Origin of the sequence: Kitasatospora sp. NPDC059722 (assembly GCF_042733235.1) — a bacterium.
Taxonomy (GTDB): domain Bacteria; phylum Actinomycetota; class Actinomycetes; order Streptomycetales; family Streptomycetaceae; genus Kitasatospora.
In genome coordinates this window covers 122278-140482 of sequence record NZ_JBHWGD010000013.1, presented here as the reverse complement: position 1 = coordinate 140482, position 18205 = coordinate 122278, and the positions used below count along the sequence as shown (strand labels likewise).

Sequence of the window (18205 nt, the reverse complement as noted above, 5' to 3'; positions counted from 1 at the left end):
GGGCCAGGCATGGCCCAGCGCGAAACGGGCGAGGGTTGGGCGGGCGGCGGGCGGCGGGCGGCGGGCGGCGGGCGGCGGGCGGCGGGCGGCGGGTGGGGTGGGGGGAGGGGGAGGGGGAGGCCCCAAGAAGGCATTCGCGCGCTTGTGAACGAAGGGTCAAGCGAGCGTTCACCCCCCGGCCACCCCTGCGAGTGAGCCGCTATAACACGTCAACATGGTGCCCGGAAATTTGCCTCTGCCGGAGCATAGTTGATATAGGAGCGAGGCTCTGACCTGCCGCTTCACAAGTAAATGCGACTGGTTGTGACCATTTGACTGCTTTGCGTTGACAAAACTGGGCATGTTCGCATTCACCCTCATTCCAGGGGTGTCGTAGATCACAAAGATCCCGGCGAACTGCGTGTCGCAGATCACAAGCCGACAGGCATAGGATGCGCTCGTTCCAGGCTTTGTGAACTGCCTCACATGAGGTGGATCTCGGGAACTGGAGCGCGGGTTCACCTCAGCGTGACCCGCCGGTTCCGATCTGCAGTCAAGGACGACTGGACGGAGGGAGCGGGGGCTATGAATGCCTACGCGCCGATCCTCGTACTCGGTGCCATCGCGGCGGCGTTCGCGGTCGGCTCCGTCGTGATGGCCTCACTCACCGGCCCCAAGCGCTACAACCGGGCCAAGTTGGAGGCGTACGAGTGCGGCATCGAGCCGACCCCGCAGCCCGTGGGCGGCGGTCGGTTCCCGATCAAGTACTACCTGACGGCGATGCTCTTCATCGTCTTCGACATCGAGATCGTCTTCCTCTACCCGTGGGCGGTGACGTTCGACGCCCTCGGGATCTTCGGACTGGTCGAGATGCTCCTGTTCATCGCCACCGTCTTCGTCGCCTACGCCTACGTGTGGCGGCGCGGCGGCCTGGAGTGGGACTGAGCGCGGGCCCGCCCACCCGTCGGCGGTCCGCCGGGCGTCCTCGCGACCCCTTGTGAACGAGCGGACAAGCTCCGTCGGACGAACGACCTCCGCCGAGCGGACGAGCCAGAACCGGCCGATGAACCACCGGACTTGAGGCATTGAGAGGGATCTGATGGGAATCGAGGAGAAGCTGCCGAGCGGCTTTCTGCTCACGACCGTGGAGGCGGCCGCGGGCTGGGTGCGCAAGGCGTCACTGTTCCCGGCCACCTTCGGCCTGGCCTGCTGCGCGATCGAGATGATGACCACCGGCGCCGGCCGCTACGACCTGGCCCGGTTCGGCATGGAGGTCTTCCGCGGCTCCCCGCGGCAGGCCGATCTGATGATCGTCGCGGGCCGGGTGAGCCAGAAGATGGCCCCGGTACTGCGCCAGGTGTACGACCAGATGCCCAACCCGAAGTGGGTCATCTCGATGGGCGTCTGCGCCTCCTCCGGCGGGATGTTCAACAACTACGCGATCGTGCAGGGCGTCGACCACATCGTCCCGGTGGACATCTACCTGCCCGGTTGTCCGCCGCGCCCGGAGATGCTGCTGGACGCGATCCTGAAGCTCCACGACAAGATCCAGCACGAGCCGCTGGGCGTGAACCGCCGCCGGGCCGAGGAGCTCGGCGAGGCGCTCGCCCTGCAGGCCACCCCCGTCAGCGAGATGGGAGGGCAGCTGCGATGAACGACCAGGTACCCGAGACACGCCGCGAGCAGCCGGTGCGCGAGATCCCGGTCGAGGTGGTCGGCCGCCGCCAGGGCATGTTCGGCGCCCAGGGCAGCGGCGACACGTCCGGCTTCGGCGGCCTCGCCGCTCCGGTGGTGCTGCCCGGTCCGAGCGAACGCCCGTACGGGGGCTGGTTCGACGAGGTCGCCGACGAGCTGGAGGGCGCCCTGGAGGAGCAGGGCCTGGACCCGGTGGACGTGATCGAGAAGACGGTCGTCGACCGCGGCGAGCTGACCTTCCACGTCGAGCGCGAGCACCTCCTGCGCACGGTCCGGGTCCTGCGCGACGACCCGGCGCTGCGCTTCGAGCTGTGCCTCGGCGTGAGCGGCGTGCACTACCCCGGCGACAAGGGCCGCGAGCTGCACGCGGTCTACCACCTGCGCTCGATCACCCACGGCCGGCTGATCCGGCTGGAGGTCACCGCGCCGGACGCCGACCCGCGCGTCCCGTCGGTGGTGAGCGTCTACCCGACGAACGACTGGCACGAGCGCGAGGCCTACGACTTCTTCGGCCTGGTCTTCGACGGCCACCCGGCGCTGACCCGGATCATGATGCCCGACGACTGGCTGGGCCACCCGCAGCGCAAGGACTACCCGCTCGGCGGCATCCCCGTCGAGTACAAGGGTGCCCAGATCCCGGCGCCCGACCAGCGGAGGTCGTACAGCTGATGAGCACTCAGCACCACGAAGAGGCCCGCGAAGAGGCCCGCGAAGAGGCCCACGGAGAAGCCCGCAAGGAAGCCCACGGAGAAACCTCCGAGGCAGCCCACGCCGGGGCCCGCGAGACCACCGAGGGCCGCGTCTTCACCGTCACCGGCGGCGACTGGGGCGAGGTCGTCGAGGCGGTCGGCCGGGCCGACGACGAACGCATCATCGTCAACATGGGCCCCCAGCACCCGTCCACGCACGGTGTGCTGCGGCTGATCCTGGAGATCGACGGCGAGACGGTGAAGGAGGCCCGCTGCGGCATCGGCTACCTCCACACCGGCATCGAGAAGAACATGGAGTTCCGCAGCTGGGTCCAGGGCACCACCTTCGTGACCCGGATGGACTACCTGACGCCGCTGTTCAACGAGACCGCCTACTGCCTCGCGGTGGAGAAGCTGCTCGGCATCACCGCGGACGTCCCGGACCGGGCGAGCGTCATCCGCGTGATGATGATGGAGCTGAACCGGATCGCCTCGCACCTGGTCTGCCTCGCCACCGGTGGCATGGAGATCGGCTCCACCACCCTGATGATCTACGGCTTCCGCGACCGCGAGCTGATCCTGGACGTCTTCGAGCTGGTCACCGGCCTGCGCATGAACCACGCGTACGTGCGCCCCGGCGGCCTCGCCCAGGACCTGCCGCCCGGCGCCGTCGACCAGATCCGCGAGGCGGTCAAGCTGCTGCGCTCCCGGATGCACGAGTACGACAAACTGGCGACCGGCAACCCGGTGTTCAAGGCGCGCCTGGTGGACGTCGGCTTCCTGGACCTGCCCGGCTGCCTGGCCCTCGGCGCCACCGGCCCGATCCTGCGCGCCACGGGCCTGCCGCACGACCTGCGCAAGACCGACCCGTACTGCGGCTACGAGGACTACGACTTCGAGGTGGCGGTCGCGGACACCGCCGACTCCTACGGCCGCTTCCTGATCCGCCTGGAGGAGATGCGCCAGTCGCTGCGGATCGTCGACCAGTGCCTGGAGCGGCTGCGCCCGGGCCCGGTCATGGTGGCCGACAAGAAGATCGCCTGGCCGGCCCAACTGGCGGTCGGCCCGGACGGGATGGGCAACTCGCTCGACCACATCCGCAAGATCATGGGCACCTCGATGGAGGCCCTGATCCACCACTTCAAGCTGGTCACCGAGGGCTTCCGGGTCCCGGTCGGCCAGGCGTACGCGGCGGTCGAGTCGCCGAAGGGCGAGCTGGGCGTGCACGTGGTCAGCGACGGCGGGACGCGCCCGTACCGGGTCCACTTCAGGGATCCGTCGTTCACCAATCTGCAGTCGATGGCGGCGATGTGCGAGGGCGGCCAGGTCGCCGACGTGATCGTCGCGGTGGCCGGGATCGACCCGGTGATGGGAGGCGTGGACCGGTGACCAATGTCGAGCTCGGACTGCCGGCGCTGCCGGCGAAGCCGTACCCCGAGGAGGTGCGCGCCCGGCTGGCCGCGGACGCCGCGGAGCTGATCGGCCGCTACCCGGTGGCCCGTTCGGCGCTGCTGCCGCTGTTGCACCTGGTGCAGGCCGAGGAGGGCTTCGTCAGCCCGACCGGCATCCGGTTCTGCGCCGAGCAGCTGGACCTGACGACCGCCGAGGTCACCGCGGTCGCCACGTTCTACACGATGTACCGGCGGCGCCCGGCCGGGAAGTACCACGTCGGGGTGTGCACCAACACGCTGTGCGCGGTGCTCGGCGGCGACCAGATCTTCGACGAGCTCCAGGAGCACCTGGGCATCCGCAACAACGAGACGACCGCGGACGGCGAGGTCTCGATCGAGCACATCGAGTGCAACGCGGCCTGCGACTACGCGCCCGTGGTGATGGTCAACTGGGAGTTCTTCGACGACCAGACCCCGGAGAGCGCCCGGCGGCTGGTGGACGACCTGCGCGCGGGCCGCGAGGTCAGGCCCACCCGCGGCGCCCGGCTGTGCGGTTTCAAGGAGACGGCCCGCATCCTGGCGGGCTTCCCCGACGAGCGCCCGGGCGCCAACGACGAGTCCGGCGCCGGCGGCGCGCCGTCGCTGGTGGGTCTGCGCCTGGCGAGGGGCGAGGCCCTGCCCGGCAACGGCGGCACCAGGGTCGTCTCCCCGCGCCACGAGGAGCCCGAGCGCAACGACCCCGACCACCCGGAGGCCGGCCACGGCGACCCCGGCCACGGCGACCCCGACCGCGGCGACCCCGACCGCGGCGACCCCGGCCACGGCGACCCCGACCGCAACCACCCCGGCCAGGAAGGGACCGAAGCGTGATGACCTCCGCCGAGCCGGCCGAGAAGCTGCTCACCCCCGTCCTGTCGGCCTCCTGGGACGACAGCCGCCCGTGGACGCTCGCCACCTACCGCCGCCACCACGGCTACGAGGGCCTGAAGGCCGCCCTCGCGATGCCGCCGGACGACGTGATCGCCCTGGTCAAGGACTCCGGCCTGCGCGGCCGCGGCGGCGCCGGCTTCCCGACCGGCATGAAGTGGCAGTTCATCCCGCAGAACGACGGCAAGCCGCACTACCTGGTGGTGAACGCGGACGAGTCGGAGCCGGGCACCTGCAAGGACATCCCGCTGCTGTTCGCGAACCCGCACTCGCTCATCGAGGGCATGATCATCGCGTCCTACGCGATCCGCTGCGACCACGCGTTCATCTACCTGCGCGGCGAGGTCGTGCCGGTGCTGCGGCGCCTGCACGCGGCGGTGGCCGAGGCGTACGGGGCGGGGCTGTTGGGCCGCGACATCATGGGCTCGGGCGTGAACCTCGACATCACCGTGCACGCGGGCGCCGGCGCCTACATCTGCGGCGAGGAGACGGCCCTGCTGGACTCGCTGGAGGGCCGCCGCGGCCAGCCGCGCCTGCGCCCGCCGTTCCCGGCGATCGCGGGCCTGTACGCGTGCCCGACGGTGGTCAACAACGTGGAGTCGATCGCCTCGGTGCCGCCGATCCTGGCCCGGGGCAAGGAGTGGTTCAAGGGCCTGGGCACCGAGAAGTCCCCGGGCTTCACGCTCTACTCGCTGTCCGGCCACGTGACCAACCCGGGCCAGTACGAGGCGCCGCTGGGCGTCACGCTGCGCCAGCTGCTGGACCTGAGCGGGGGGATCCGCGCGGGGCACCGGCTGAAGTTCTGGACGCCGGGCGGCTCGTCGACCCCGATGTTCACCGACGAGCACCTGGACGTCCCGCTGGACTACGAGGGCGTCGGAGCGGCCGGGTCGATGCTCGGCACGAAGGCGCTGCAGGTGTTCGACGAGACGACCTGCGTGGTGCGGGCCGTCACCCGCTGGACCGAGTTCTACGCGCACGAGTCGTGCGGCAAGTGCACGCCGTGCCGCGAAGGCACCTACTGGCTCGTCCAGTTGCTCAAGCGGATCGAGGCCGGCGAGGGCGTCGAGGGGGACCTGGAGAAGCTCCTCGACATCGCCGACAACATCAACGGCAAGTCGTTCTGCGCCCTGGGCGACGGCGCGGCGAGCCCGATCGTGTCCTCGCTCCAGCACTTCCGGGCCGAGTACGAGCGGCACCTGGCCGAGCGCCGCTGCCCGTTCGACCCGGCCGCGTCCACCGTCTGGGCCGACGGCCCCCGCCCCGGCCACCAGTCCGCCACCGAGAGGGAGGTGCACGCGTGACGATCACGGAGCCGACCGCCTCCGACACGGCGGTCGAACTGGTCACGCTCACCATCGACGGCGTCGAAGTGCAGGTCCCCAAGGGGACGTTGGTGATCCGGGCGGCCGAGGCGATCGGCACCCAGATCCCGCGCTTCTGCGACCATCCGCTGCTGGATCCGGCCGGCGCGTGCCGGCAGTGCATCGTGGAGATCGAGGGCCAGCGCAAGCCGGTGGCCTCCTGCACGATCCCGGTGGCCGAGGGCATGGTGGTGCGCACGCAGCTGAGTTCGCCGGTGGCGGAGAAGGCGCAGCGCGGCGTGATGGAGCTGTTGCTGATCAACCATCCGCTGGACTGCCCGGTGTGTGACAAGGGTGGCGAGTGCCCCTTGCAGAACCAGGCGATGAGCAGCGGCGCGGCGGACTCCCGTTTCGAGGGGATGAAGCGGACGTACGCGAAGCCGCTGCCGATCAGCAGCCAGGTGCTGCTGGACCGGGAGCGCTGCGTCCTGTGCGCCCGCTGCACGCGTTTCTCGCAGCAGATCGCGGGTGATCCGTTCATCGATCTGGTGGAGCGCGGTGCGCTGCAGCAGGTGGGGACGGGCCAGGGGGACGACTTCGAGTCGTACTTCTCGGGGAACACGATCCAGATCTGTCCGGTGGGGGCGCTGACGTCGGCGGCTTATCGTTTCCGCTCGCGTCCGTTCGACCTGGTGTCGTCGCCGAGTGTGTGCGAGCACTGTTCGGCGGGGTGCGCGCAGCGCACCGATCACCGTCGGGGCAAGGTGCTGCGCCGGCTGGCGGGTGAGGACCCGGCGGTGAACGAGGAGTGGAACTGCGACAAGGGCCGGTTCGCGTTCCGGTACGCGCAGCTGCGGGACCGGTTGTCGACGCCGCTGGTGCGGGTGGACGGCGAGTTGGTGGCGGCGTCGTGGCCGGAGGCGCTGGCGCGGGCGGCCGAGGGTCTGCGCGGTGCGCGGGCGGGTGTGCTGGCCGGTGGCCGGGTGACGGTCGAGGACGCGTACGGCTACGCGAAGTTCGCGCGCGTGGTGCTGGGTACGAACGACGTGGACTTCCGGGTGCGTCCGCACAGTGGTGAGGAGGCGGATTTCCTGGCCGCGGCCGTCGCCGGGCGTGGTGTGGACGTGGACGGCGGGGGCGTCACGTACGAGCAGTTGGAGCAGGCGCCGGTGGTGCTGCTGGCGGGTCTGGAGCCGGAGGAGGAGTCGCCGATCGTCTTCCTGCGGTTGCGGAAGGCGAGTCGCGCCAAGGGCTTGAAGGTGTACTCGGTGGCGGCGTTCGCGTCGCGGGGGCTGGCGAAGCTGCGTGGTGTGCTGCTGCCGGCGGCGCCGGGGACGGAGCCGGAGTGGTTCGGGGCGCTGGCGGCGGACGAGCCGTTGAGCGACGAGGCGGGGCAGGCGGCGGAGTTGTTGCGCCGGCCGGGTGCGGTGGTGCTGGTGGGTGAGCGGTTGGCCGCGATCCCGGGGGCGCTGACGTCGGTGCTGCGGCTGTCGCACGCGACGGGGGCGCGGATCGCCTGGGTGCCGCGCCGGGCCGGTGAGCGGGGTGCGGTGGAGGCGGGCGCGCTGCCGGGGCTGTTGCCCGGTGGGCGTCCGGTGGCCGCTCCGGCGGCGCGGGCGCAGGCGGCGGCGTTGTGGGGTGTGGCGGAGCTGCCCTCGCGGGTGGGCCGGGACACGGACCAGATTCTGGCGGCGGCGGCGCGCGGCGAGCTGGACGCGCTGCTGGTCGGCGGGGTGGATCCGGACGACCTGGCGGATCCGGCGCTGGCGGACGAGGCGTTGGCGGCGGTGCCGTTCGTGGTGTCGCTGGAGCTGCGCCCGTCGGCGGTGACGGCGCGTGCGGACGTGGTGCTGCCGGTGGCGGCGGTGGCGGAGAAGGCCGGGACGTTCCTGGACTGGGAGGGCCGGGTGCGGATGTTCGAGCCGGCGCTCAAGGCCGATCAGTTGACGGGCCGCCACCTTCATTCGGACGTGCGGGTGCTGACCATGCTGGCGGATGCGCTGGGGCACCGGCTGGGCCTGCCGGACGTGCGGGCCGCGCGCCTGGAGCTGGACGGGTTCGCGCCGTGGGCCGGGGACCGGGCGGCCGATCCGGCCGCGCACCCGGGCCTGCTGCCGCGTCCGGCGACGGGGCAGGCGGTGCTGGCGGGTTGGCGCCAGCTGCTGGACAACGGGACGCTGCAGGAGGGTGATCCGCACCTGGCGGGCACCCGGCACCGGGCGGTGGCCCGGGTGTCGCCGGTGACGGCGCGGGAGGTCGGCGCGCGGCAGGGCGGCGCGCTGCGGCTGACGGGCCCGGCGGGTTCGCTGACGCTGCCGCTGGAGGTCACCGAGTCGCTGCCGGACCGCACGGTGTGGATCCCGCTCAACTCGACTCCGGGCGGTGCGCACCGCACGCTCGGGACCGCCGTCGGCCATCTGGTCACGATCGCCGCCGCCGACGCCGTTCCCGCCGCGGCGGGCTCGGACGCCGAAGGGGAGGACCGATGAACAATCCGCAGCCGTACGAGATGCTCCGGTTCTTCGGCCACGACCCGTGGTGGCTGGTGCTGCTGAAGGCGGTGTTCTGCTTCGCGTTCCTGGTGCTCACGGTGCTGATCGCCATCGTGTGGGAGCGCAAGGTGGTCGCCTGGATGCAGTTGCGCATCGGGCCGAACCGGCACGGGCCGTGGGGTCTGCTGCAGTCGCTGGCGGACGGCGTGAAGCTGGCGCTGAAGGAAGACCTGGTGGTCAAGGGCTCGGACAAGGTGGTCTACGTCCTTGCTCCGATCGTGTGCGCGATCCCGGCGTTCATGGCGTTCGCGGTGATCCCGTTCGGGCCGGCCGACAACGAGGTGTCGATCTTCGGGACCCGGACGGCGATGCAGCTGACGGACTTCCCGGTGGCGCTGCTGTACATCCTGGCGACGGCCTCGGTGGGCATCTACGGGATCGTGCTGGCGGGCTGGTCCTCCGGTTCGACGTACCCGTTGCTGGGCGGGCTGCGCTCGTCGGCGCAGATGATCAGCTACGAGATCGCGATGGGCCTGTCGTTCGCGGCGGTGTTCATCTACTCGGGGTCGATGTCGACGTCGGAGATCGTGGCGCAGCAGCACTCGACGTGGTTCGCGGCGCTGCTGCCGGTGTCGTTCATCGTGTACATCGTCGCGATGGTGGGTGAGACGAACCGGGCGCCGTTCGACCTGCCGGAGGCCGAGGGCGAGCTGGTGGGCGGGTTCAACACCGAGTACTCGTCGCTGAAGTTCGCGATGTTCATGCTGGCCGAGTACGTGAACATGGTGACGGTGTCGGCGGTGGCGTCGACGCTGTTCCTGGGCGGCTGGCGGGCGCCGTGGCCGGTGTCGGTGTTCTGGGCGGGTGCGAACCACGGCTGGTGGCCGATGCTGTGGATCACGCTGAAGATCCAGTTGCTGCTGTTCTTCTTCATCTGGCTGCGCGGCACGCTGCCGCGGTTGCGCTACGACCAGTTCATGAAGCTGGGCTGGAAGGTGCTGATCCCGGTCTCGCTGGTGTGGCTGGTGCTGATCGCGAGCGTGCGGGCGCTGCGCAACGAGGGGTACGGCTTCGGCGAGGTGGTGCTGTACGTGGGCGCGCCGGTGGGCGTGGTCCTGCTGTTGGCGCTGCTGCGGGACTTCGTGCGCAAGCAGCCGGAGCCCGAGGTTCCCGAGCAGTCCGGCGAGTTCGACCCGATGGCGGGCGGGTACCCGGTGCCGCCGTTGCCGGGCCAGGTGCTGCCGCCCGTTCCGCGCCGGCGCAGCCGGGCGCCGAAGCAACTCCAGGACGCCTTGAACGGGTCCGACCATTCCGAGGGGAGCTGATCCGCGATGTCGTCCGACCACACGGACCGTCCGGAGAGGACCGACCGGCCGTCGGTCCTGGGCCCGGCCGCCGGTTTCGGCGTGACGTTCCGGGCCATGTTCAAGAAGCGGCTGACGGAGCAGTATCCGGAGGAGAAGAAGCCGACGGCGCCGCGCTTCCACGGCCGTCACCAGTTGAACCGTCATCCGGACGGGCTGGAGAAGTGCGTGGGCTGCGAGTTGTGCGCGTGGGCGTGCCCGGCCGACGCGATCTACGTCGAGGGCGCGGACAACCGGGACGACGAGCGGTACTCGCCCGGTGAGCGCTACGGCGTGGTGTACCAGATCAACTACGCGCGCTGCATCCTGTGCGGGCTGTGCATCGAGGCGTGTCCGACGCGGGCGCTGACGATGACGAACGAGTACGAGCTGGCGGACTCCTCGCGCAAGGACCTGATCTTCACCAAGGAGCAGCTGCTGGTGGGGCTGTCCGAGGGCATGGTCGATTCGCCGCACGCGATCTTCCCGGGCGCCGACGAGGGCGCGTACTACCGGGGCGAGATCACGGCGGCGGCGCCGGGGACGGTCCAGCAGGAGCGCACCGACCGGGAGAAGGAGGTGCGGCCGTGACGACGGTTCTGGCGGATGCGGCCGGGACGACCTCGACGGGTGAGGCCGTCCAGTTCTGGGTGCTGGCGGTGGTGGCGGTCGGTGGCGCGCTCGGCATGCTGCTGATGCGCAAGGCGGTGCACAGCGCGCTGTGTCTGGCGGCCACGATGCTGGCGCTGGCGGTCTGTTACATGGCGCAGGGCGCGGTGTTCCTGGGTGTGGTGCAGATCGTCGTCTACACCGGCGCGATCATGATGCTGTTCCTGTTCGTGGTGATGCTGGTCGGCGTCACGAGCGAGGATTCGCTGAAGGAGCAGTTGAAGGGCCAGCGGTTCGCGGCGGTGGTGTGCGGGCTGGGCTTCGGGGTGCTGCTGGTCGCGGGCATCGCGAACGCGAAGCTGGACCACTTCACGGGCCTGCAGGGCGCGAACGCGGAGGGCAACGTGCCGGGTCTGGCGCGGCTGATCTTCACGAAGTACGTGTGGGCGTTCGAGGTCACCGGCGCGCTGCTGATCACGGCGGCGATCGGTGCGATGGTGCTGACGCACCGCGAGCACGTGAAGGCGCCGAAGACGCAGCGCGAGCTGGCGGCGCAGCGGGTGCGGGACAACATCCAGGTGCCGCCGCTGCCGGCGCCGGGCGTGTACGCGCGGCACAACGCGGTGGACGTTCCGGCGCTGCTGCCGGACGGCTCGGTGGCCGAGGACTCGGTGATGGCGACGCTGCGCGAGCGCGGCCAGGTGCGGGACGTGAGCCAGGACATGCTGCGCCGGATGGCGGAGCTGGAGAACACGACCGCGGACTGGCTGGGCCGTCCGTCGTCGGAGCGGCCGGCGGTGGCCGGTCCGCGCAAGTCCCTGGAGCCGGTGCCGAACCACGAGGCCGAGGAGGGCGCGGAGTGAATCCGGTCAACTACCTGTATCTGGCGGCGCTGTTGTTCACCATCGGCGCGGCCGGGGTGCTGATCCGGCGCAACGCGATCGTGCTGTTCATGTGCGTGGAGCTGATGCTGAACGCCTCGAACCTGGCGCTGGTGACGTTCTCGCGGCTGCACGGCACGCTGGACGGCCAGATCATCGCGTTCTTCACGATGGTGGTCGCGGCGGCCGAGGTCGTGGTGGGCCTCGCGATCATCGTCTCGATCTTCCGGACCAGGCACTCCGCTTCGGTCGACGACAGCAATCTGATGAAGCTGTAGGCGGAGGGCCTCGGTGAACTCTCTCATTCCGCTGCTGGTGGCAGCCCCGCTGGCCGGCGCCGCCCTGCTGCTGCTCGGCGGGCGGGCGCTGGACCGGTTCGGCCACTGGCTGGCCACGGCGCTCGCCGCGCTCTCGTTCGGCTTCGGCCTGGCGCTGTTCTCGGACATGCTCGGCCGTGACGCCGAGCACCGGGCGGTGACGACGCACCTGTTCAGCTGGGTGCCGGTGAACGGCTTCCAGGCGGACGTCTCGTTCCGGCTGGACCAGCTGTCGATGACGTTCGTGCTGCTGATCACGGGTGTCGGCACGCTCATCCACCTCTACTCGGTCGGCTACATGGCGCACGACGAGCGCCGCCGCCGCTTCTTCGCGTACCTGAACCTGTTCGTCGCCGCCATGCTGCTGCTGGTGGTCGCGGACAACTACCTGCTGCTGTACTTCGGCTGGGAGGGCGTGGGCCTCGCGTCCTACCTGCTGATCGGGTTCTGGCAGCACAAGCCGAGCGCGGCGACGGCGGCGAAGAAGGCGTTCATCGTCAACCGCGTCGGCGACATGGGCCTGTCGATCGCGATCATGCTCATGTTCGTGGAGTTCGGCTCCTTCGCCTTCGACCCGGTCTTCGCCGGGGCGGGCCGGGCGAGCGAGGGCCGGCTGACGGCGATCGGCCTGATGCTGCTGCTGGCGGCCTGCGGCAAGTCGGCGCAGGTGCCGCTGCAGTCCTGGCTCGGCGACGCGATGGAAGGCCCGACCCCGGTGTCGGCGCTGATCCACGCGGCGACGATGGTGACGGCCGGCGTCTACCTGATCACCCGCTCCGCGGCGATCTTCAACCTGGCGCCGGACGCCCAGACCGCCGTGGTGGTGGTCGGCGCGGTCACGCTGCTGTTCGGTGCGGTGGTCGGGTGCGCGAAGGACGACATCAAGAAGGCGCTGGCCGGGTCGACGATGTCGCAGATCGGCTACATGATCCTCGCGGCCGGCCTCGGTCCGATCGGCTACGCCTTCGCGATCATGCACCTGGTGACGCACGGCTTCTTCAAGGCCGGGCTGTTCCTCGGCGCCGGGTCGGTCATGCACGGCATGAACGACGAGGTGAACATGCGCCACTACGGCGGCCTGCGCACGTACATGCCGGTCACCTTCGTGACCTTCGGCCTGGGCTACCTCGCGATCATCGGCTTCCCCGGGCTGTCCGGCTTCTTCTCCAAGGACAGGATCATCGAGGCGGCGTTCGCCAAGGGCGGCACCGAGGGCTGGATCCTCGGCCTGTGCGCGCTGACCGGCGCGGCCGTCACCGCCTTCTACATGACGCGCGTGATGGTGCTGACGTTCTTCGGCGAGAAGCGCTGGCAGCCCGACGCCAACGGCGACGCCCCGCACCCGCACGAGTCGCCGAAGACGATGACGATCCCGATGGTGCTGCTGGCCTTCGGCTCGGTGTTCGCGGGCGGGCTGTTCGTCCTGAACGACTCGTTCCTCACCTGGCTGGAGCCGGTCACCGGCCACGCCGAGGGGAACTCCCCGCTCACGTCGCTGACCGTCACGCTGCTGACCACCGCCTGCATGCTGGCCGGCGTCGGCCTCGCGTACGCGATGTACGGGCGCGGCTCCGTCCCCGTGGTGCCGCCGGTCGGCTCCCCGCTCACCCGGGCCGCCCGCCGCGACCTGCTCCAGGACGACTTCAACCACGCCGTCCTGGTGCGGCCGGGCTCGGCGCTCGCCGCGACGCTCGTCTACTTCGACAGCCGCGGCCTGGACGGCTTCGTCAACGGCCTGGCCGCCACGATCGGCGGGATCTCCGGGCGGCTGCGGCGGGTCCAGAACGGCTTCGTCCGCTCCTACGCGCTCTCCATGTTCGGCGGCACGCTGGTGCTGGTCGCCACGACTCTCCTGATGAGGTCCGTCTGATGACTCGTCCAGAACACCCTCGGGGAGGCGGGGCATGAGTGTCCTCCTGACCGCCACGTGCGCGGTCCCGGCGGCCGGCGCGGTGCTGACCGCCGCGATGCCCGCCGGGTCCACCGAGGCGCGGCGCACCACGACCAAGGCCGTCGCGCTCGGCACCTCGGCCGTCGCGCTGGCGCTGGCCGCCCTGGTGGCCGTGCGGTTCGACCCGCACGGCGACCGCTACCAGCTGACCGAGTCCCACAGCTGGATCCGCTCCTTCGGCATCACCTTCTCGCTCGGCGTGGACGGCATCGGCGCGGTGCTGGCCCTGCTGACCGCCGTGCTCGTGCCGATCGTGATGCTCGCCTCCTGGCACGACGCGGACCCTGCGCCCGCGCCCGACGGCACGTTCGACCCCGACACCTTTGAGCAGCGGCGCCGCACCCAGGGCTTCTTCGCCCTGATCCTGGCCGTGGAGGCGATGGTCCTCGTCTCCTTCTACGCCACCGACGTGTTCGTGTTCTACGTGTTCTTCGAAGCCATGCTGATCCCGATGTACTTCCTGATCGGCGGCTTCGGGGACCGGGCGGGCGGCCCCGACGCGGCGCGCCAGCGCTCCTACGCGGCCGTCAAGTTCCTGCTGTACAACCTGCTCGGCGGCCTGGTGATGCTCGCCGCCGTGATCGGCCTGTACGTGATCGCGCAGGACCAGGGCCTCGCGACCTTCGACCTGCCGACCCTCGCCTCGGCCGTGGCCGACGGCAAGCTGCAGTTCAGCGGCACCGCCTCCAAGGCGCTGTTCCTCGGCTTCTTCTTCGCCTTCGCGGTGAAGGCCCCGCTGTGGCCGCTGCACACCTGGCTGCCGAACGCGATGGGCGAGGCCACCGCCGGCACGGCGGTGCTGATCACCGCCGTGGTCGACAAGGTCGGCACCTTCGCGATGCTGCGCTTCTGCCTCGGCCTGTTCCCCGACGCCTCGAAGACCTTCGCCCCGGCGATCCTCGTGCTGTCGGTGATCGGGATCGTCTACGGCGCGCTGCTCGCGATCGGCCAGAAGGACATCAAGCGCCTGGTCGCCTACGCCTCGATCTCGCACTTCGGCTTCATCATCATGGGCATCTTCGCGCTGACCAGCCAGGGCCAGAGCGGCGCCACCCTGTACATGGTGAACCACGGCATCTCCACCGCCGCGTGGATGCTGGTGGCCGGCTTCCTGATCTCGCGCCGCGGCTCGCGCCTGATCGCCGACTACGGCGGCGTGCAGAAGGTCGCCCCGGTGCTCGCCGGGACGTTCCTGCTCGGCGGCCTCGCCACCCTGTCGCTGCCCGGCCTCGCCCCGTTCGTCAGCGAGTTCCTCGTCCTGGTCGGCACGTTCACCCGCTACCCGGCGATCGGGATCGTCGCGACCTTCGGCATCGTCCTGGCCGCGCTGTACGCGCTGCTGCTCTACCAGCGCACGATGACCGGCCCGGTGAAGGCGGAGGTCACCGGCATGCCGGACCTCAAGGTCCGCGAAGTGGCCGTCGTCGCCCCGCTGGTGGCGCTGACGATCCTGCTCGGCGTCTACCCCAAGCCGCTGACCGACATCGTCAACCCGGCGGTGAACGCGACGCTCTCGCAGGTCCACGAGACCGACCCGGCGCCGGCCCACCCGGTCGCCGCCACCTCAGGAGGTGAGCAGAAGTGAGCACCACCGGCATGCTCGCCGCCGCCGGCGGCTCCACCCCGAGCATCCCCGCGCCGCACCTGGAGTACGGCCAACTCTCCCCGATGCTGGTGGTGTTCGGCGCCGCCGTGGCCGGCGTCCTGGTCGAGGCCTTCGTGCCGCGCCGCTTGCGGCACTGGACGCAGGTGGTCCTCGCGCTCACCGGCCTGGCCGGCGCGTTCACCGCGATCGTGGTGCTCGCCGCCCAGGGCCACGGCACCACCAGGATGGACCTGCTCGCCATGGAGTCGGTGGCGATGGACGGCCCGGCGCTGTTCCTCCAGGGCGTCATCGTCCTGGTCGCCGCCGTCGCCGTGCTGACGTACGCCGAGCGGCGCCTGGAGCCGAGGGCCGGCGGACTGCCGGCCGACGCGTTCGCCGCGCAGGCCGCCGCCACCCCCGGCGGCGAGCAGGAGCGGGCCGCGGTCCGGGCCGGCTTCGCCACCAGCGAGGTGTTCCCGCTGACCCTGTTCGCCGTCGGCGGCATGCTGCTCTTCCCGGCCGCGAACGACCTGCTGACGATGTTCGTCGCGCTGGAGGTCTTCTCGCTGCCGCTGTACCTGCTGTGCGCGCTGGCCCGGCGCCGCCGGCTGCTCTCCCAGGAGGCGGCCGTCAAGTACTTCCTGCTCGGCGCCTTCGCCTCGGCGTTCTTCCTGTTCGGCACCGCCCTGCTGTACGGCTACGCGGGCAGCGTGAAGCTCGGCGACATCGCCGACGTCATCTCCGGCAAGGCCATGACCAACCCGGCGCTGCTCAGCAGCACCCGCACCGACACGCTGCTGCTGATCGGCCTCGCGATGCTCGCCGTCGGCCTGCTCTTCAAGGTCGGCGCCGTGCCGTTCCACGCCTGGACCCCGGACGTGTACCAGGGCGCGCCGACCCCCGTCACCGGGTTCATGGCGGCGGCCACGAAGGTCGCGGCCTTCGGCGCGTTCCTGCGCCTGTTCTACGTCGCCTTCCCCGGGCTGCGCCTGGACTGGCGGCCGGTGCTGTGGGGCGTGGCGATCCTGACGATGGTGGTCGGCGCGGTGCTCGCGGTCACGCAGCAGGACGTCAAGCGCCTGCTCGCCTACTCCTCGATCGCGCACGCCGGGTTCATCCTCACCGGCGTGATCGCCACCAACAAGCAGGGCCTCGGCTCGGTGCTGTTCTACCTGCTCGCTTACTCCTTCGTGACGCTCGGCGCGTTCGCCGTCGTCACCCTCGTGCGCGACTCCAAGGGCGAGGCGACCCACCTGTCCAGCTGGGCCGGCCTCGGCCGGCGCTCCCCACTGGTCGCGGCGGTGTTCGCGCTGTTCCTGCTGGCCTTCGCCGGCATCCCGCTGACCTCCGGGTTCACCGGGAAGTTCGCGGTGTTCCAGGCGGCGGCGGCCGGCGGCGCGACGCCGCTGGTCATCGTCGGTGTGCTGAGCTCGGCGGTGGCCGCGTTCTTCTACATCCGGGTCATCGTCCTGATGTTCTTCTCCGACCCGCAGCCCGGCGGCCCGACGGTCGCGATCCCGAGCGCCTTCACGGCGACCGCGATCGGCGTCGGGGTGCTCGTCACCGTCGTCCTCGGGGTGCTGCCGCAGTACTTCCTGGACCTCGCTTCGAAGGCCGCGCTCTTCGTCCGCTGAGGCCGGGAGACTCCCGCGGCGTCCGGGCCGCCCCCCGCGGGGCGCGGCCCGGACGCGGTTGTCCCGCCGCCGCCCCGGAAGGTGCAGCAGCCTTTATTTCCAGCCGCATTCACATCCGGCGCCCGAGCGCTCCCGCAGCCGCCCTGACCTGCAACTCCGGCCCGATCACGACAGGATCCGCACGCCCGTGCAGTGATCCACTCGTGACCGGATACCCTGCCTGTATGGCCAGCGGCGGCACTCAGGGACCAGGCCGCTAGATCGACCAGGGACAGAGGAGTGGTCTTCGTGACCGTCGTGGGACCCTTCGGGCTCAGCGTGCAGGACCGCGACCTGACCCGGGACGTCCAGGCCGGACTGGACGCGGTGGAGACGGCGCTCGCCGAGGCCGTCAAGAGCGACGTCCCGTTCATCACCGTCACCGCCAGCCACCTGATCGAGGCCGGCGGCAAGCGCTTCCGTCCGCTGCTGCTCCTGCTGTCCGCCCAGTTCGGCGACCCCGGCGCGCCCGGCGTCGTGCCGGCCGCGGTCGTCGTCGAGCTCACCCACCTGGCCACGCTCTACCACGACGACGTCATGGACGAGGCCCCCGTGCGCCGCGGCGCCCCCAGTGCCAACTCCCGCTGGGACAACTCGGTGGCCATCCTCACCGGCGACTTCCTCTTCTCCCGCGCCTCCCAGGTCCTGGCCGACCTCGGCCCCGAGGCCGTCCGGCTGCAGGCCGACGCCTTCGAGCGCCTCGTCACCGGCCAGATCCTGGAGACCCGCGGCCCCGGCCCGGACGGCGACCAGCTCGCCCACTACCTGGCCGTCCTCGCCGGCAAGACCGGATCGCTGATCGCCGCCTCCTGCAAGATAGGAGCGCTGATGGCCGGCGCCGAGGCGCGCGTGGTGGAGACCCTCAGCGAGTTCGGCGAGCGCATCGGCATCGCCTTCCAGCTCGCCGACGACGTCCTCGACATCGCCAGCGACGGCCACGAGTCCGGCAAGACCCCCGGCACCGACCTGCGCGAGGGCGTGCCGACCCTGCCCACCCTGCTCCTCCAGGGCATGCCCGCCGACCCCGCCGACCCCGAGGACACCCGGCTGCGCGAACTGCTCGACCAGGACCTCGCCGACGACGACCTGCACGCCGAGGCGCTGCGCCTGCTGCGCCGCCACCCGGCGCTGGAGCTCGCCCGCCGCGAGACCCTGCGCCAGGCCGAGGACGCCCGCGCCCTGCTCGCCCCGCTGCCGGACTGCGCGGCCAAGGCCGCCCTCGAAGCCCTCTGCGACTCGGTGGCCATCCGCACCATGTGACGCACCGGGACCGGGGGGGGGGGGGCCCCCCCCCCCCGCCCCGCGCCCCCCCCCCCCCCCCCCCCCCCCCCCCCCCCCGGGGCGGGGGGGCCCCCCCCCCCCCCCCACA

Annotated in this window: 15 protein-coding genes; all 15 read left to right on the top strand. The window is 71.1% G+C overall.

The genetic code is table 11. The features are described 5' to 3' along the window. Positions 1-564 precede the first annotated feature (564 nt). Positions 565-924 (top strand): NADH-quinone oxidoreductase subunit A, encoded by a 360-nt coding sequence (locus tag ACFV4F_RS11555; protein WP_030060100.1) that lies wholly within the window; start codon positions 565-567, stop codon positions 922-924. 154 nt (positions 925-1078) lie between these two features. After that, positions 1079-1633: a NuoB/complex I 20 kDa subunit family protein gene (locus ACFV4F_RS11550; RefSeq protein ID WP_380440023.1), complete on the top strand. Its 555-nt coding sequence runs from the start codon at positions 1079-1081 to the stop codon at positions 1631-1633. Continuing rightward, entirely contained in the window at positions 1630-2343 is a 714-nt protein-coding gene (locus ACFV4F_RS11545; RefSeq protein ID WP_380498568.1) for an NADH-quinone oxidoreductase subunit C, read from the top strand. Before ACFV4F_RS11550 ends, ACFV4F_RS11545 begins: the two co-directional genes overlap by 4 nt. Next, positions 2343-3752, top strand: coding sequence for an NADH-quinone oxidoreductase subunit D (locus tag ACFV4F_RS11540; RefSeq protein WP_380440027.1), 1410 nt, complete (start codon positions 2343-2345; stop codon positions 3750-3752). Before ACFV4F_RS11545 ends, ACFV4F_RS11540 begins: the two co-directional genes overlap by 1 nt. 17 nt (positions 3753-3769) lie before the next feature. After that, complete coding sequence (nuoE, locus tag ACFV4F_RS11535) at positions 3770-4624, top strand: NADH-quinone oxidoreductase subunit NuoE (protein WP_380501754.1); 855 nt, start codon at positions 3770-3772, stop codon at positions 4622-4624. Next, positions 4624-5985: an NADH-quinone oxidoreductase subunit NuoF gene (gene nuoF, locus ACFV4F_RS11530; protein WP_380440029.1), complete on the top strand. Its 1362-nt coding sequence runs from the start codon at positions 4624-4626 to the stop codon at positions 5983-5985. Before nuoE ends, nuoF begins: the two co-directional genes overlap by 1 nt. Next, entirely contained in the window at positions 5982-8474 is a 2493-nt protein-coding gene (locus ACFV4F_RS11525) for an NADH-quinone oxidoreductase subunit G (protein ID WP_380498572.1), read from the top strand. Before nuoF ends, ACFV4F_RS11525 begins: the two co-directional genes overlap by 4 nt. After that, positions 8471-9802 (top strand): NADH-quinone oxidoreductase subunit NuoH, encoded by a 1332-nt coding sequence (gene nuoH / locus ACFV4F_RS11520; RefSeq protein WP_380440033.1) that lies wholly within the window; start codon positions 8471-8473, stop codon positions 9800-9802. Before ACFV4F_RS11525 ends, nuoH begins: the two co-directional genes overlap by 4 nt. Before the next feature lie 6 nt (positions 9803-9808). Continuing rightward, entirely contained in the window at positions 9809-10411 is a 603-nt protein-coding gene (gene nuoI, locus ACFV4F_RS11515; RefSeq protein WP_380440035.1) for an NADH-quinone oxidoreductase subunit NuoI, read from the top strand. Continuing rightward, the gene (locus ACFV4F_RS11510; protein ID WP_380440037.1) at positions 10408-11292 is read left to right on the top strand and encodes an NADH-quinone oxidoreductase subunit J; all 885 of its coding nucleotides are present in this window, start codon (positions 10408-10410) and stop codon (positions 11290-11292) included. The genes nuoI and ACFV4F_RS11510 overlap by 4 nt, the downstream gene beginning before the upstream one ends. Then, positions 11289-11588 (top strand): NADH-quinone oxidoreductase subunit NuoK, encoded by a 300-nt coding sequence (gene nuoK / locus ACFV4F_RS11505; protein WP_030060110.1) that lies wholly within the window; start codon positions 11289-11291, stop codon positions 11586-11588. The genes ACFV4F_RS11510 and nuoK overlap by 4 nt, the downstream gene beginning before the upstream one ends. A gap of 13 nt (positions 11589-11601) precedes the next feature. Further along, complete coding sequence (gene nuoL / locus ACFV4F_RS11500) at positions 11602-13497, top strand: NADH-quinone oxidoreductase subunit L (RefSeq protein ID WP_380501730.1); 1896 nt, start codon at positions 11602-11604, stop codon at positions 13495-13497. Positions 13498-13531: 34 nt separating this feature from the next. Then, positions 13532-15163 (top strand): NADH-quinone oxidoreductase subunit M, encoded by a 1632-nt coding sequence (locus ACFV4F_RS11495; protein ID WP_380440040.1) that lies wholly within the window; start codon positions 13532-13534, stop codon positions 15161-15163. Between the two features lie 11 nt (positions 15164-15174). Then, positions 15175-16797, top strand: coding sequence for an NADH-quinone oxidoreductase subunit NuoN (gene nuoN / locus ACFV4F_RS11490; protein WP_380440066.1), 1623 nt, complete (start codon positions 15175-15177; stop codon positions 16795-16797). Positions 16798-17085: 288 nt separating this feature from the next. Beyond that, positions 17086-18096 (top strand): polyprenyl synthetase family protein, encoded by a 1011-nt coding sequence (locus ACFV4F_RS11485; protein ID WP_380440042.1) that lies wholly within the window; start codon positions 17086-17088, stop codon positions 18094-18096. The last annotated feature ends 109 nt before the right edge of the window (positions 18097-18205 follow it).

What these genes read in the sequence shown, in the direction of transcription:
- ACFV4F_RS11555 (WP_030060100.1), top strand. Translation starts at nt 565, where the DNA reads ATGAATGCCTACGCGCCGATCCTCGTACTCGGTGCCATCGCGGCGGCG.
- ACFV4F_RS11550 (WP_380440023.1), top strand. Translation starts at nt 1,079, where the DNA reads ATGGGAATCGAGGAGAAGCTGCCGAGCGGCTTTCTGCTCACGACCGTG.
- ACFV4F_RS11545 (WP_380498568.1), top strand. Translation starts at nt 1,630, where the DNA reads ATGAACGACCAGGTACCCGAGACACGCCGCGAGCAGCCGGTGCGCGAG.
- ACFV4F_RS11540 (WP_380440027.1), top strand. Translation starts at nt 2,343, where the DNA reads ATGAGCACTCAGCACCACGAAGAGGCCCGCGAAGAGGCCCGCGAAGAG.
- nuoF (WP_380440029.1), top strand. Translation starts at nt 4,624, where the DNA reads ATGACCTCCGCCGAGCCGGCCGAGAAGCTGCTCACCCCCGTCCTGTCG.
- nuoH (WP_380440033.1), top strand. Translation starts at nt 8,471, where the DNA reads ATGAACAATCCGCAGCCGTACGAGATGCTCCGGTTCTTCGGCCACGAC.
- nuoI (WP_380440035.1), top strand. Translation starts at nt 9,809, where the DNA reads ATGTCGTCCGACCACACGGACCGTCCGGAGAGGACCGACCGGCCGTCG.
- ACFV4F_RS11495 (WP_380440040.1), top strand. Translation starts at nt 13,532, where the DNA reads ATGAGTGTCCTCCTGACCGCCACGTGCGCGGTCCCGGCGGCCGGCGCG.
- nuoN (WP_380440066.1), top strand. Translation starts at nt 15,175, where the DNA reads ATGCTCGCCGCCGCCGGCGGCTCCACCCCGAGCATCCCCGCGCCGCAC.